This is a genomic window from Ruegeria sp. L12, assembly GCF_056531745.1.
In genome coordinates this window covers 468,639-481,838 of sequence record NZ_JBQFMH010000002.1, presented here as the reverse complement: position 1 = coordinate 481,838, position 13,200 = coordinate 468,639, and the positions used below count along the sequence as shown (strand labels likewise).

13 protein-coding genes are annotated in these 13,200 nt (G+C 57.3%); 6 read left to right on the top strand and 7 right to left on the bottom strand.

The genetic code is table 11. The features are described from left to right. The first annotated feature begins 333 nt into the window (after positions 1–333). Genes ACR0K9_RS05355 through ACR0K9_RS05340 form a run of 4 tightly spaced genes read left to right on the top strand, consistent with a single transcriptional unit; the run spans position 334 to position 4,564 of the window. A complete protein-coding gene (locus tag ACR0K9_RS05355) occupies positions 334–1,929 on the top strand; it encodes a L,D-transpeptidase family protein (protein ID WP_480821361.1) in 1,596 nt (531 codons plus the stop codon). Positions 1,930–1,964: 35 nt separating this feature from the next. Further along, complete coding sequence (gene lpxD / locus ACR0K9_RS05350) at positions 1,965–3,056, top strand: UDP-3-O-(3-hydroxymyristoyl)glucosamine N-acyltransferase (RefSeq protein WP_480821359.1); 1,092 nt, start codon at positions 1,965–1,967, stop codon at positions 3,054–3,056. Positions 3,057–3,088: 32 nt separating this feature from the next. Next, entirely contained in the window at positions 3,089–3,346 is a 258-nt protein-coding gene (locus ACR0K9_RS05345) for an acyl carrier protein (protein ID WP_480536308.1), read from the top strand. A 9-nt stretch (positions 3,347–3,355) separates the two neighbouring features. Beyond that, entirely contained in the window at positions 3,356–4,564 is a 1,209-nt protein-coding gene (locus ACR0K9_RS05340; RefSeq protein WP_480536310.1) for a beta-ketoacyl-[acyl-carrier-protein] synthase family protein, read from the top strand. Between the two features lie 50 nt (positions 4,565–4,614). Here the strand turns inward: ACR0K9_RS05340 and ACR0K9_RS05335 are convergent, their stop codons facing one another. Beyond that, the gene (locus ACR0K9_RS05335; RefSeq protein ID WP_480821357.1) at positions 4,615–5,208 is read right to left on the bottom strand and encodes an invasion associated locus B family protein; all 594 of its coding nucleotides are present in this window, start codon (positions 5,206–5,208) and stop codon (positions 4,615–4,617) included. Positions 5,209–5,653: 445 nt separating this feature from the next. On the opposite strand from ACR0K9_RS05335, the gene ACR0K9_RS05330 reads away from it, so the two are divergent. Then, the gene (locus tag ACR0K9_RS05330; RefSeq protein ID WP_480821355.1) at positions 5,654–7,201 is read left to right on the top strand and encodes a helicase HerA-like domain-containing protein; all 1,548 of its coding nucleotides are present in this window, start codon (positions 5,654–5,656) and stop codon (positions 7,199–7,201) included. A gap of 42 nt (positions 7,202–7,243) precedes the next feature. On the opposite strand, the gene ACR0K9_RS05325 is transcribed toward ACR0K9_RS05330, so the two are convergent. The 4 genes from ACR0K9_RS05325 to ACR0K9_RS05310 form a co-directional block, all read right to left on the bottom strand. Further along, entirely contained in the window at positions 7,244–7,498 is a 255-nt protein-coding gene (locus ACR0K9_RS05325) for a hypothetical protein (RefSeq protein WP_480821353.1), read from the bottom strand. A 187-nt stretch (positions 7,499–7,685) separates the two neighbouring features. Next, a complete protein-coding gene (locus ACR0K9_RS05320; RefSeq protein ID WP_480536316.1) occupies positions 7,686–8,999 on the bottom strand; it encodes a branched-chain amino acid ABC transporter permease in 1,314 nt (437 codons plus the stop codon). Continuing rightward, positions 8,996–10,006 (bottom strand): branched-chain amino acid ABC transporter permease, encoded by a 1,011-nt coding sequence (locus ACR0K9_RS05315; RefSeq protein WP_480821351.1) that lies wholly within the window; start codon positions 10,004–10,006, stop codon positions 8,996–8,998. The genes ACR0K9_RS05320 and ACR0K9_RS05315 overlap by 4 nt, the downstream gene beginning before the upstream one ends. A gap of 235 nt (positions 10,007–10,241) precedes the next feature. Then, a complete protein-coding gene (locus ACR0K9_RS05310) occupies positions 10,242–10,619 on the bottom strand; it encodes a hypothetical protein (RefSeq protein WP_480821350.1) in 378 nt (125 codons plus the stop codon). A gap of 391 nt (positions 10,620–11,010) precedes the next feature. Between ACR0K9_RS05310 and ACR0K9_RS05305 the strand changes: the two genes are divergently transcribed. Beyond that, positions 11,011–11,364 (top strand): hypothetical protein, encoded by a 354-nt coding sequence (locus tag ACR0K9_RS05305; RefSeq protein ID WP_480821349.1) that lies wholly within the window; start codon positions 11,011–11,013, stop codon positions 11,362–11,364. A gap of 110 nt (positions 11,365–11,474) precedes the next feature. On the opposite strand, the gene ACR0K9_RS05300 is transcribed toward ACR0K9_RS05305, so the two are convergent. Beyond that, positions 11,475–12,305 carry an ABC transporter ATP-binding protein gene (locus tag ACR0K9_RS05300; protein ID WP_480821348.1) on the bottom strand — a complete coding sequence of 277 codons (831 nt, stop codon included), beginning with the start codon at positions 12,303–12,305 and terminating at the stop codon, positions 11,475–11,477. Continuing rightward, the gene (locus ACR0K9_RS05295; protein WP_480821347.1) at positions 12,302–13,090 is read right to left on the bottom strand and encodes an ABC transporter ATP-binding protein; all 789 of its coding nucleotides are present in this window, start codon (positions 13,088–13,090) and stop codon (positions 12,302–12,304) included. Before ACR0K9_RS05295 ends, ACR0K9_RS05300 begins: the two co-directional genes overlap by 4 nt. Positions 13,091–13,200 lie beyond the last annotated feature (110 nt).

Genomic DNA, 13,200 nt, shown 5'->3' with positions numbered 1-13,200 from the left:
CCGTACTGTTCCTGCCTGCGCACGATGTTACGCGCGCGGTGTTAATTTTTCCCATCCCAGATGCGGATTTTATGGCACAGCCGGAATCAACAGCCAAGAATTCTTTGGTCGCAGGTAAAACTAGGGGGAATTTTCGGCAGTTTTTTGCGCAACTGATGCAAGTATGCTTTAATTTGACGCGCTTAGGTCAGGCCCGATGCAAACACGCACCACGGGCAAAAAGATGCGCCTTGGTGATGTATTTGTGAATAGACATTGGCCAAGCGGCTTAACATTATCGTCTGACGCGCCCGAGCAGTGTGCGTCAAGTTATTGAATAACCAAGGTCATCCCATGTCGTTTGTTTCTCGTTCCCGTTCTCTGCTGTTTGCCCTGCTGGCCTCTGGCGCATCTTTGGCGCATGCTGGCACGGATGGAACGGCCTTTCAGATGGCGGTTGCCGACAACACGGCCTCGGCCCCGGCAATAGCCGAGTATTACCGCAGCAATGGTTTCGACCCGATCTGGGTTGGCGAAACAGCCGAGCATGAGGCGCGGCGTGCGGCTCTGATCAAGGCCTTGTCGACAACTGATCTGCATGGGTTGCCAGCGGCGCGCTATGACGTGCAATCGCTGCTGACGCAAATGCAGCAGGCCCGGACCACCCGTGATCTGGGATTGGTCGAGGCGGAACTGAGCCGTGTGTTCGTGAAATATGCGCGCGATATGCAATCGGGTACGGTTACGCCATCACAGGTCGATGATGGGCTGGTGCGAAAGGTCGAGCGGCGCTCGACCGTTGCGCATCTTGAACGCCTCACATCGTCCGAAGACGCGGGATATTTCCAGGCGCTGATGCCGCAATCGCGGCAGTATCGGGCGCTGATGAAGCAAAAGAGGGTGCTGGAGGATCTGATCGCTCAGGGCGGCTGGGGTGCGACCGTTCCGGTTGCCAAGCTCGAGCGTGGCGATACCGGCCCGAATGTGATCAAGCTTCGCAACCGGCTGGTTGCAATGGGATATATGAAACCAACGGCCAGCCCGGCTTATGACGATGCACTGATTGCAGCCGTAAGGGCGTTTCAGACGGCGCATGGGTTGGAGCCTGATGGTGTCGCAGGAAACGGGACGATCACCGAGGTCAATCGTCCGGCATCGGACCGTCTGCGCGCTGTCCTTGTCGCAATGGAACGCGAGCGCTGGCTGCCTGAGGATCGTGGTCAGCGCCATATCCTTGTGAATCAGACGGATTTCTCGGCCAAGATCGTGGATGACGGGCAAGTTACGTTCGAGACCCGCGCCGTGATCGGTAAGAACACGAACGATCGCCGCAGCCCTGAATTCTCGGATGAGATGGAGCATATGGTGATCAACCCCAGCTGGTATGTCCCGCGCTCGATCATCACCAAGGAATATCTGCCGAAACTGCAATCCAATCCGAATGCGGTCGGGCATATCCAGATTACGGATCGCAGCGGGCGACAGGTCAATCGCGGTGCCGTGGATTTCACTCAGTTCACCGCGCGGAACTTCCCGTTTTCGATGCGCCAACCCCCCAGTCAGAACAACGCTTTGGGGCTGGTGAAGTTCATGTTCCCTAACAAGTACAACATCTATCTACATGATACGCCACAGAAATCTCTGTTCGCGCGCGAGGTGCGAGCGTTCTCGCATGGCTGTATCCGGCTGGCACAACCGTTCGAGTTTGCTTATGCGCTGCTGGCCCGGCAGGAAGAGAACCCCAAGGCGTTTTTCCATCGCGTTTTGAACACGGGCAAGGAAACGACGGTGAAACTGGAAAAGAAAGTGCCGGTGCATTTGATCTATCGCACCGCCTATATCGGCCCGAAGGGGGACGTTCAGTACCGCCGCGATGTCTACAACCGTGACGCCAAGATTTGGGAAGCGTTGCAAAAGGCAGGGGTGGCCCTGCCGGACGTTCAGGGGTAATCACGGGGGCAAGTCCTGCCAAAAGGAAGCCCGACATGCAGTTCACCGTTGAGCAAATCGCCAAAGCCATTGGGGCCGAGGCCGCCGGTCAGACCGGCCTGACCATCCTGCGCGCCGCCGAGCCAGGGGATGCCGGGCCAACCGATCTGGCGATGGCGATGTCTCCGAAATATGCTGAGGCTTTGGAAAATGGCTCTGCCCGCGCCGCCGTGCTTTGGGATGGTGCCGATTGGCAGTCCCTGGGCCTTGAGGCAGCCATATTCGTTCAGCGTCCGCGGATGGCGATGGCCGGGATCACCTCGATGCTGGATCGGGGGCAGGGAATTGCATCCGGAATTCACCCCTCTGCCGTGATCGATCCGACAGCCGAGATTGGCGCGAATGTCTCGGTCGGCCCGCTGGCCGTCATCGGTGCGCGCGCTCAGATCGGGGCGGGATCTGTCATCGGGGCACATTGCGTGGTCGGTATCGACGCGGTGCTGGGTGAGAATGCCCTGCTGCGCGAAATGGTAAGCATCGGGGCGCGGGCGCAGATCGGTGATCGGTTCATCGCCCAGCCGGGGGCAAGGATCGGTGGCGACGGCTTCAGCTATGTCACGCCCGAGGTTTCAGGGGCCGAAAATGCCCGAAAAACACTGGGTGACCAAGGGGATGCCAAGGCGCAAAGCTGGATGCGAATCCATTCTCTGGGCGCGGTTGAGATTGGCGATGATGTCGAGATCGGTTCGAACTGTACCGTCGACAACGGGACCATCCGCAACACGGTGATTGGCAGCGGCTCCAAGCTGGATAATCTCGTGCATGTGGGTCACAACACGCGCGTCGGTCAGGATTGTCTGCTATGCGGTCAGACCGGCGTGTCCGGGTCCGTCGAGATTGGCAATAACGTCGTGCTGGGCGGCCAGACAGGTGTTGTCGACAATATCTTCATCGGTGATGGCGTGATTTCCGGTGGCGGCACCAAGATCCTGTCGAACGTACCTGCCGGGCGGGTCATCATGGGCTATCCGGGGATCAAGATGGAAAGCCACACCGAGATTTACAAAGCGCAACGCCGACTTCCGCGCATGGCTCGTGACGTCGAGGCGTTGAAAAAGGCTGTTTTCAAACAGCCGTCGAGCGATTAAATCATCCCCAACGCGAAAATCAGGGAACCGATATGAGCATCAGCGACCGCGTCATTGCAATCATTGCCGAACAGGCAGTGCTGGAGCCTTCGGATGTGACGCCCGACAGCACGCTCGAAGATCTGGGCATCGACAGCCTTGGTCTGGTCGAGAGCATCTTTGCCATCGAAGAAGAATTCGACATCTCGGTGCCCTTCAACGCCAATGAGCCGACCGCAAGCGATTTCGACATCACCGATGTCGCTGCAATCATTGCGGGCATTGAAAAGCTTGTCGCGGAAAAGGTCTGACGCCGGATTATGAAACGCGTAGTCATTACGGGTGCGGGCACCATCAACTCGCTGGGTCATTCGGTGCCCGATACTCTGGAAGCGATGCGCGAAGGCCGGTGCGGTATTTCTCAACTGGAATTCCGCGATGTCGACCGCCTTTCGATCAGGATCGGTGGGCAGGTGCGCGGCTTTGAGGCCGAAGGCCGATTCAATCGGCAACAGATGAGCCTTTATGACCGCTTCACGCAGTTCACTCTGACCGCAGCGAAAGAAGCGATCGACCAATCCGGTATCGTGTTTTCCGGTGACACGGCGGCGCGGTCCGGTGTGGTTCTGGGCACTGCAGGTGGCGGAGTTTCGACCTGGGATGATAACTACCGTTCGGTTTACGAGGACGGCAAGAACCGGGTGCATCCGTTCGTAGTGCCGAAACTGATGAACAATGCGGCGGCCAGTCATGTCTCGATGGAGCATAACCTCAAAGGCCCCAGCTTTACGGTATCGACCGCATGCGCATCGTCGAACCATGCGATGGCGCAGGCGTTTCAGTTGGTCCGCAGTGGCGCAGCCCCAGCGATGGTGACCGGCGGATCAGAATCCATGCTGTGCTTTGGCGGGGTCAAGGCATGGGAAGGGTTGCGGGTCATGTCCAAGGACGCCTGCCGTCCCTTCAGCGCCAATCGCAATGGTATGGTGCAGGGCGAAGGTGCCGGAATATTTGTGTTCGAGGAATATGAACACGCACGCGCACGCGGGGCCGATATCCTGTGTGAGGTTGTGGGCTTTGCCATGTCCTCGGATGCGGCTGATATCGTGATGCCGAGCAAACAGGGCGCCTCGCGCGCGATGGCCGGTGCCCTGAGGGATGCGCGCCTGAATGCAAGCGACGTGTCCTATATCAACGCGCACGGCACCGGTACGGCGGCCAATGACAAGACGGAATGCGCGGCGGTTGCGGATGTGTTTGGGCCACATGCGGATGACCTGATGATATCGTCGACCAAATCAATGCACGGTCATCTGATCGGTGGCACCGGCGCGGTCGAGCTGCTGGCCTGTATCATGGCGTTGCGCGATGGCGTGATTGCCCCGACAATCGGTTATGAAGAGCCCGACCCGGAATGCGCGCTGGATGTTGTCCCCAACGAAGCGCGCGAGGCGAAGGTCGATGTCGCACTCAGCAACGCATTTGCCTTTGGCGGTCTGAACGCCGTTCTTGCGCTGAAGCGGATATAAGAAAGCCGCCGGTTTGAAACGGCGGCTTTGTTTGGATTTTGGTCAGGGGTTTATCTGATCGATACGTTCAGCCCGTCAAAGGCTGAGGTAAAGCCGCTCAGGGACATGTCCATATTCAATACCTGATCGGGCAGGCGGGCGGGGACCAGCGACAGAACCGCTTTCGAGCCGGCTTTCATTGCATCGATATCGCCTTGGGTCAGCCCAAGCTGCGCGACGCAGCCGACCGGAACGCAATGGTGATAGTTGTAAAGCTTGCGCGGCGCACCATCGATTGAAACAGCCAACTGTGCCTGCAGCAAGGTCTCAAGGGGAACAACCACATTCGCCCATGCCACGGCCGCGCCGCCTTCGGGCAGTTTCCCGATCGACACTTCGGCAATCGGATCGCCTTGCTGGTTGTTGAGAATTTGCACCATGGCACAGGGATCGTCATTACCTTCGGTCTTGATGCAGGAAATGTTCCAGTCGCCGGTTTGTTCTTTGACATATTGCTCGCCGATCCGGGGGCCGGATTGACCCAAATCCAGATCGCTTCCAACCTCGGCCTCCGCTTCGGGGGCTTCTGTTGTATCCTGCGCATAGGCCGTGCCACACAACAGTGCTGCGGCTACAAGGTTAAGCGGGAGAAGTTTCCTGATCATGAATGCCTCATCTTGCTGATCCAGCTTTTTGTCCGGTCTAACACCACCCGTTTGCGGTGTCAGTGTCAAACCGATGAACAAGGCGGTATTTGTACGTTTTTTCGCCGAAGTTGGTTCGGAAAATCGAGTATTGGGCAAATAAGAAGGGAGCCGGTGGAGCGGCCCCCTTCATAGAATTTTCTCCCCGTCGGACTGGCCGACTTAGTTATGCGCAGACGTTACGAAAGGGGAACCCGTGGGTCAACTGCTAACCCAAAGAATTTAACCTATTTAAGGGCGAAATCTGCCGTATTCTGAAAAAATGCCGTGCCCGAAGGCACGGCCAGTCAACAGGGAGGAAATTGCCGCATCGCAGCAGAACCGCAATGAAGCGAGATTCACTCTCGCAGCCAAAAGTTAACTTTGTATGCTTGGGTCAGATCGTAGAATTCGGGACAGTTACTTAATGGACAATGAAATCTTTATTGGCGGCGCGGGCGAGGGGTACGGCCAGGCACAGGGGCTTTCGCTGAAATACGCCAACCGCCATGGGCTGATCGCCGGCGCGACCGGTACCGGCAAAACCGTTACGCTACAAATCCTGGCCGAAGGGTTTTCGAAGGCGGGCGTCCCCGTCTTTCTGGCCGACGTCAAAGGTGACCTGTCCGGCCTCGCACTGCCGGGCAGCGCCGAGCACAAGCTGCATCAGGCGTTCATGGATCGTGCAGCCCGGATCGGGTTCGACGCATTTTCATATGGCGCGTGTCCAGTCACCTTCTGGGATCTCTTCGGTGAACAGGGCCATCCTGTGCGCACCACCGTCACCGAGATGGGCCCGCTGCTGCTGTCGCGGCTGCTGGAACTCAGCGAGGCGCAGGAGGGTATCCTGAACATCGCCTTCCGCGTGGCGGACGAAGAAGGGATGCCCCTGCTGGATCTCAAGGATCTGCAGGCACTGCTTGTCTGGATCGGAGAAAACCGAGCGCAGTTGTCCTTGCGCTACGGCAATGTCTCGACCGCATCGATCGGAGCGATTCAGCGGCGGCTGCTGGTGCTAGAGAATCAGGGCGGAACGAACCTGTTTGGCGAACCGGCGCTTGAACTTTCGGATCTGATGCGCACGGATGAGAACGGACAGGGGATGGTGAACATCCTTGCATCGGACAAACTGATGGGTGCCCCGCGCCTGTATGCGACTTTTCTTCTTTGGCTTCTGAGCGAGCTTTTCGAGGAACTGCCCGAGGTCGGCGACCCGGACAAACCCAAGCTGGTCTTTTTCTTTGATGAGGCGCATTTGCTGTTCGAAGACGCACCCAAAGTGCTGGTCGACAAGGTCGAACAGGTTGCGCGCCTGATCCGCTCGAAAGGGGTTGGGGTTTATTTCATCACACAGAACCCGGCGGATATTCCCGAGGATATTCTGGGACAACTGGGCAACCGGGTGCAGCACGCCCTGCGTGCCTTTACCGCAAGGGACCGCAAAAACCTGCGTCTGGCGGCCGAGACCTATCGCGAAAACCCGGCATTCGACACTGAAACCGCCATTCGTGAGGTTGGCGTGGGTGAAGCGGTGACCTCAATGCTGCAGAAAAAGGGCGTTCCGGGGATGGTCGAGCGCACCCTGATCCGACCACCGGGGTCTCAGCTTGGACCAATTACAATGGCGCAACGCAAGGCGGTAATGGATGCCTCGGCGATGCAGGCGAAATATGACACGCGGGTCGACCGGAAATCGGCGTTTGAAATCTTGCAGGCGCGGGCCAACACCGCGGCGCAGGCAGCAGCCGAGGCCGAGTCGGACGAGATTCTGGATCAGCAAAGTCCAATGGAACGTGAATACGCTTCGGCCCGCCGTTATTCCGGCAGCCGCGTCGGGCGATCCTCGTCGCGCGTCTCACGCAAGAAAGATACCTTTGCCACAGCGATGAGCGAAGCCGTGATCAAGGAATTGAAGGGAACAACCGGCCGCCGCATTGTACGTGGCATTCTGGGCGGGTTGTTCCGCAATCGCTGAAGGATGGCACTGGCGCCCCTCGGATTGGGGCGCCGACATCTCTTAGCCTTTCAGGCGCCGCTGGCCTTCCTGACGGCAGTAATTGTCAGCCTCGGATACCGACATCTTGGTTGCCGGGAAGTTAATCGCACGGTCCCAGGTCACGCGGTCATGACGATAAAGTTGACAGGTTACGACGCCTTTGGATGTCTGTACCTGAACCGGGGTGGTTTCCAGATCTTCTGGCGACGGGATACAGGCGGTCAGCATTGCTGCAAGCGGGATCATGACGATGGCGGATTTGAGTGTTCTGTTCATTTAGCCTCAACCTTGTTTTCAATAGTTAAAATCGGATTGGCCGTATGCCGTGCAATTCCGACCGGATTTGTTAGGTGCCTGATATTTCAGTGGGTGGTGATGGTCGCATCTACAAAATAAAGATTTAACAATCAATAAACCGCGCCACTCAATGGGCGCGGTTCGGTAAATTTTGTCTGATCCGGGGCTATTTCTCGGGGATCAGGCCTCTTGGACTGAACCTGAGAACAATCAGCAATATCAGGCCCATGGTAAACAAGCGCATATGGGCTGCGCTGTCTATCAAATGCGACTTGAGCGCGCTTCCGTCGGGCATTCCGGCGGTGATCAGGTTCATCAGCCACAGACCGATGGGTTCGACCTGCACCCACAGGAACCAGATCAGGAACGCGCCCAGTACGGCTCCAAAGTTGTTGCCCGATCCGCCCACGATCACCATCACCCAGACAAGAAACGTGAAACGCAGCGGATTATACGTGCCCGGCGTCAGCTGCCCGTCCAGCGTGGTCATCATTGCGCCCGCGATACCGCAGATGGCCGAGCCCAGAACGAAGATTTGCAGATGGCGGCGGGTGACATCTTTACCCATCGCCTCGGCGGCAACTTCGTTGTCACGAATGGCGCGCATCATGCGGCCCCACGGGCTTTTGAGCGCCATCTGAGCCATCCAAAGCAGCACCAGAAGCACGATCAGGAACAGCAGCGAATAGCCCAGCTTGACCGACAGCGTCGACGCGGTAACCGGGTCAATCCCGAACCACTCGGCGCGCGCAAGGAAAGAGGGGTCCTGCTGCAATTCGACCTCATACCCAACCACGGGTGAGGGGCGCGGGATGCCGTAGACATTCTTCACCCCACGAGCCAGCCAGTCCTCATTCTTCATGATCGCGATGATGATTTCGGCAATCCCCAGCGTGGCAATCGCCAGATAGTCCGAGCGCAGGCCCAGCGCGGTCTTGCCGATCAACCAGGCGGCACCGGCGGCCAACAAACCTCCGGCAGGCCAGGCCAGCAGAACGGGCAGGTTAAGGCCACCGATATTGCCTGCAACCGCAGGGTTGATCGCCTCAATCGCCGCGACATTTGGATCAAAGATCGCACGATAAACAAAGAATCCAACCACGAGGATGCCTATGATGGCCAGCGTCTGCATGCGCCCCTTGGGCATTTTCTGCGCAACCATCACTGCGGCAACCACGGTCGCCGCGCCCAGCAACAGTGCAAGGATGACACCATATCCACCACCAGACCATGCACCCGGCGTCGGAGGGGTCGAGACCAGCACAACCGCCAGCCCGCCCAGCGCGACAAAGCCCATGACGCCGACATTGAAGAGGCCCGCAAATCCCCATTGCAGGTTCACCCCGATGGACATGATGGCCGAGATCAGGCCCATGTTCAGGATCAGGATCGCTGCGTTCCAGCTTTGCGTAAATCCGGTCAGCAGGATCAGCGCACCAACGACTACAAAGAGTAGGGTGTTTTTGACGGGCTCGCTCATATCACTTTTCCCTTGAACAAGCCGGTGGGCTTAAACAGCAGTACGATCAGCAGGATGGCGAAGCTGACGGCGAATTTGTAATCGGTGGACAGGAACTGGACCAATCCGGATGGCTCCAGAATTTCCGGAACCAGATAAGTCAGCACCTTTTTCCACGCATAGGTGATGGTCACCTCGGAAAACGCGATGATGAAACCACCTGCGATGGCGCCCAGAGGGTTTCCGAGGCCGCCCACAATAGCCGATGCAAAGATCGGCAGCAGAAGCTGGAAATAAACGAAAGGCTTGAAGCTCTTGTCGAGGCCGTAGAGAACACCTGCGGTGGTCGCCAGCGCGGCGACGATGATCCATGTGATCATGACCACACGCTCGGGGTTGATGCCCGACAACAGCGCCAGATCCTCATTGTCTGAGTAGGCGCGCATCGACTTGCCGGTGCGGGTCTTGTTGAGGAACCAGAACAAGGCGGCCACGGCAAGCACCGCAACCACGACCGTGATGGCCTGCGAGGTCTTGATCGCCAGTCCTTCGTTCAGCCCCGTCCAGGCCTTGAAGTCGCGCGCCTTGATCAGAAACCGTGCGCCGTCCGAGAACCGCTGATCATCCGGCCCGATAATGAAGCGCACCAGCCCGTTCATGATGAACATTACGCCCATCGATACGATCACCAGAATGACCGGTTTGGCCTTTTGCTCGCGATAGAACCTGTACACCAGCTTGTCGGTGACCAGCACCAGAATGATACAGCCCAGAATGGCAAAGGGCAGGGCAAGCAGGGCGGTCGGCAACGGCCCGAAACTGACCCCGGCGGCCTGCAGGCCCCATGTGACCAGCACTGCGATCATCGCGCCAAAAGCCATGGTGTCGCCATGGGCAAAGTTCGAAAACCGCAGGATGCCGTAGATCAGGGTTACGCCAAGCGCCCCCAGCGCCAGCTGACTGCCATAGGCGACCGCTGGCACGATAACAAAGTTGGCCAAGGCGACCAACGCGTTCAGTAAATCCATGAATTCTTCTCACTGTCCGGGTGCGGCTTTATGGCATGTGCAGTATCGGGATTTCAACATTTCAAGGGGGATTTGAACGTCAGGTCGTACGTTTTTATAACGTGCGATCCTCCTTTGCATTCAGGTACGTTGTCTGCCGGGGCGCCAAAAAACGGGTCCTTCTCGAAGGTTGCCCGTTTTGTTGTCACCCTGAATAAACTGAACTGCTTTTATTGACGGTTGCAACGCATTGTAATTACTGCGTAATGGTGCATTCTCCGCGCTCCTGACGGGCATTGCCGCCGGTCTCACGGATTTCAAGTTTTCCGGTTTCAGCTTCGATCGTGTAGCCCCGGGAAGCGGAGCTTGAAATAAACAGGAATTCCTGACCGTTCAAAGTATGGTAGGTCAGCACCTCGTGGCGTCCCTCGGGATTGACCAGGACACCATTTGATTCTCCTTCGACCCGTTCCATCGAAACGGCATAGGAAGTTGCCATCGGGCTGCAACCGCCAGTTTTGCAGATGTCAGTAACCTGACAGTCATATTTGATCAGGGTGCCGGGTTCCGGGTTCGAAACGGCAAGTGCTGAAACAGGGAAAAGACCCGCAGCAAGTGCAGTCGTGTATCTCATTTTCAAATCTCCTGAGGAGGTGATGATGTTCGCGCAGACGCAGGGATTGCAACTATAGGTAATCTCATCTCGTCTGAGGCTGGCCTTTAAAAACGAATTGTGGCCAAATTGGAGCCGCTAAAAAAAGATATTCAGAAATAACCGGACAAGGCTCGCCAGATATTTTCAGGTATCTTTCTCGGAGCTCTCAAAACGAGTGCACATGTCCTCACCAGGTCTCAAGAACAGGTGAATTTCCTGACGTAAGGCTTTGATAGAAAAAAGCCGTTTTTAAGTTGAGTTCATCACGTGACCACAGGTTGTATGGCTATCATCAAAACACTCCAAAGGGACTCGAGTTAGGTACGACAGTATCTGGATCGGGTCGGGGAACGAGAAGGTAACACCGAATATGAAACACTTTGCTCTGATCGTCTTAGGATTGATTCTGCCCACACTCGGCCTGGCTGCAACGGACGATCCCCTGAAAGGGGCGGATTTTGTCGTGAATTGTGAGTCGGACAAAACTGGTGGTTCGGTAACCCTAGCGAGATCCGGCGTGACCGACAAAGGTTTTATCGTTTCCGAGGATATCAAGGGTGAGGCTCAGATCATTCCCGGCCTGAACTCTTTGACCTTCCTGTATATCATGGATCAGGACGTGGTGACCTTTGTGGTGAAATTCGACAGCCTGCATTATGACATGTCGATCAAGGGCCCTCACGCGACGCTGGACTCCGGCTATTGCAGCAATCCGGCGGAGTGAGTTTGAAGGGGCGGTTGTAGGTGTTCAGGCGCAGGTCGCAACCGCTTTCCCTGACTGCGGCATTGGGATGCGCGCGGCAATCGGGATCGCGGTGTAATGCGGTTGCAACTTCAGCCTCCCAGGAAACTCTTACGCACTTCGGGATCGGCCAGCAGCTCCTTGCCTGTGCCGGTATAGGCGTTCCGCCCCTGAACCAGCACATACCCCTTATCCGCAATCTCCAGCGCCTGACGGGCGTTCTGTTCGACCATCAGGATCGGCAGCCCTGTGCGGGAAACCTCGATAATCCGGTCGAACAGCTCATCCATCACGATGGGCGAGACCCCGGCAGTGGGTTCGTCCAGCATCAAAACCTTGGGTTGTGTCATCAACGCACGGCCCACGGCGACCTGTTGGCGTTGGCCGCCCGACAGCTCTCCGGCCGCCTGATTGCGCTTGTCGCGGAGTATGGGGAAGAGGTCATAGACCTGCTCCATCGTGTCCGAGAAATCGTCGCGGCGGATGAATGCGCCCATCTCAAGGTTCTCTTCCACCGTCATTGAGGTGAAGATATTCGAGGTCTGGGGCACAAAACCCATCCCACGCATCACGCGATCCTGCGGGGTAAGCGAGGTGATGTCCTCGCCATCCAGCCGCACCGCGCCAGAGCGGACATCCAGCATCCCGAACACAGCCTTCATCGCGGTGGATTTACCTGCACCGTTGGGACCAACGATCACTGCAATCTCACCTTTGTCGACGGCGATGGTGCAATCGTGCAGGATGTCTGGACCCTTGCCATAACCACCAGTCATCGTGTCGCCGATCAGGAAGGGGCCGCCCTCGACCTTATGCGTCTCGCCGCTTTTGCGATGAGCGGGGGTCATTGTGCCGACACCATGCGTGTTGGTGATTGAGGCGTCCCTGTTGCCCTTATCGTCCTGGTAGGGGTTGTCGCTCATGCGCCCGCCTCCAGCTTGTCTTTGTTCTTAAGGCCGGTGCCCAGATAAGCCTCGATCACGTGCTCATTGGCCTTGATTTCGTCCAGCGTGCCTTCGGCCAGAACTTTTCCCTCGGCCATACAGATGACCGGGTCGCAGATCTTGCCGATGAAATCCATGTCGTGCTCGATGACGACAAAAGTATAGCCGCGTTCCTTGTTCAGGCGCAGGATGGTGTCGGCGATGGTCATCAGCAGGGTGCGGTTCACACCGGCGCCGACCTCGTCCAGAAACACGATCTTGGCGTCGACCATCATGGTACGGCCCAGTTCCAACAGCTTTTTCTGACCGCCCGAGACCTGACCGGCCTTGTGATCGGCCAGATGTTCGATGGTCAGAAACTCCAGCACCTCATCGGACTTCGCCCTCAGCGCACGCTCTTCATCCGCGATGCGCTTGCGTCCGAACCATGTGTTCCACAGCGATTCACCCGATTGCGCGCCGGGCACCATCATCAGGTTCTCGCGGCAGGACATCGAGGAAAACTCGTGCGCGATCTGGAAAGTCCGCAGAAGGCCCTTGTGAAACAGCTCATGCGGCGGCAGGCCGGTGATATCCTCACCATCCATATGGACCTTGCCGCTGGTTGGGGGCAGAACGCCCGCAATCACATTGAACAGAGTGGTTTTTCCGGCACCGTTCGGTCCGATCAGACCGGTGATCGAGCCCTTTTGGATTTCCAGCGATGCCCCATCCACCGCATGAAACCCGCCGAAATGCTTGTGCACGTCATCGACGACGATCATCTTTTCCCCTAGCCGCCGTTTTCGGCGTTGTTGTCCCATCCCCGTTGGCCGGGGTGCGGCCTTTTTTCACTGAAACAGCCCGGACACAAGGGCCGGGCTGCTTGTTTTTA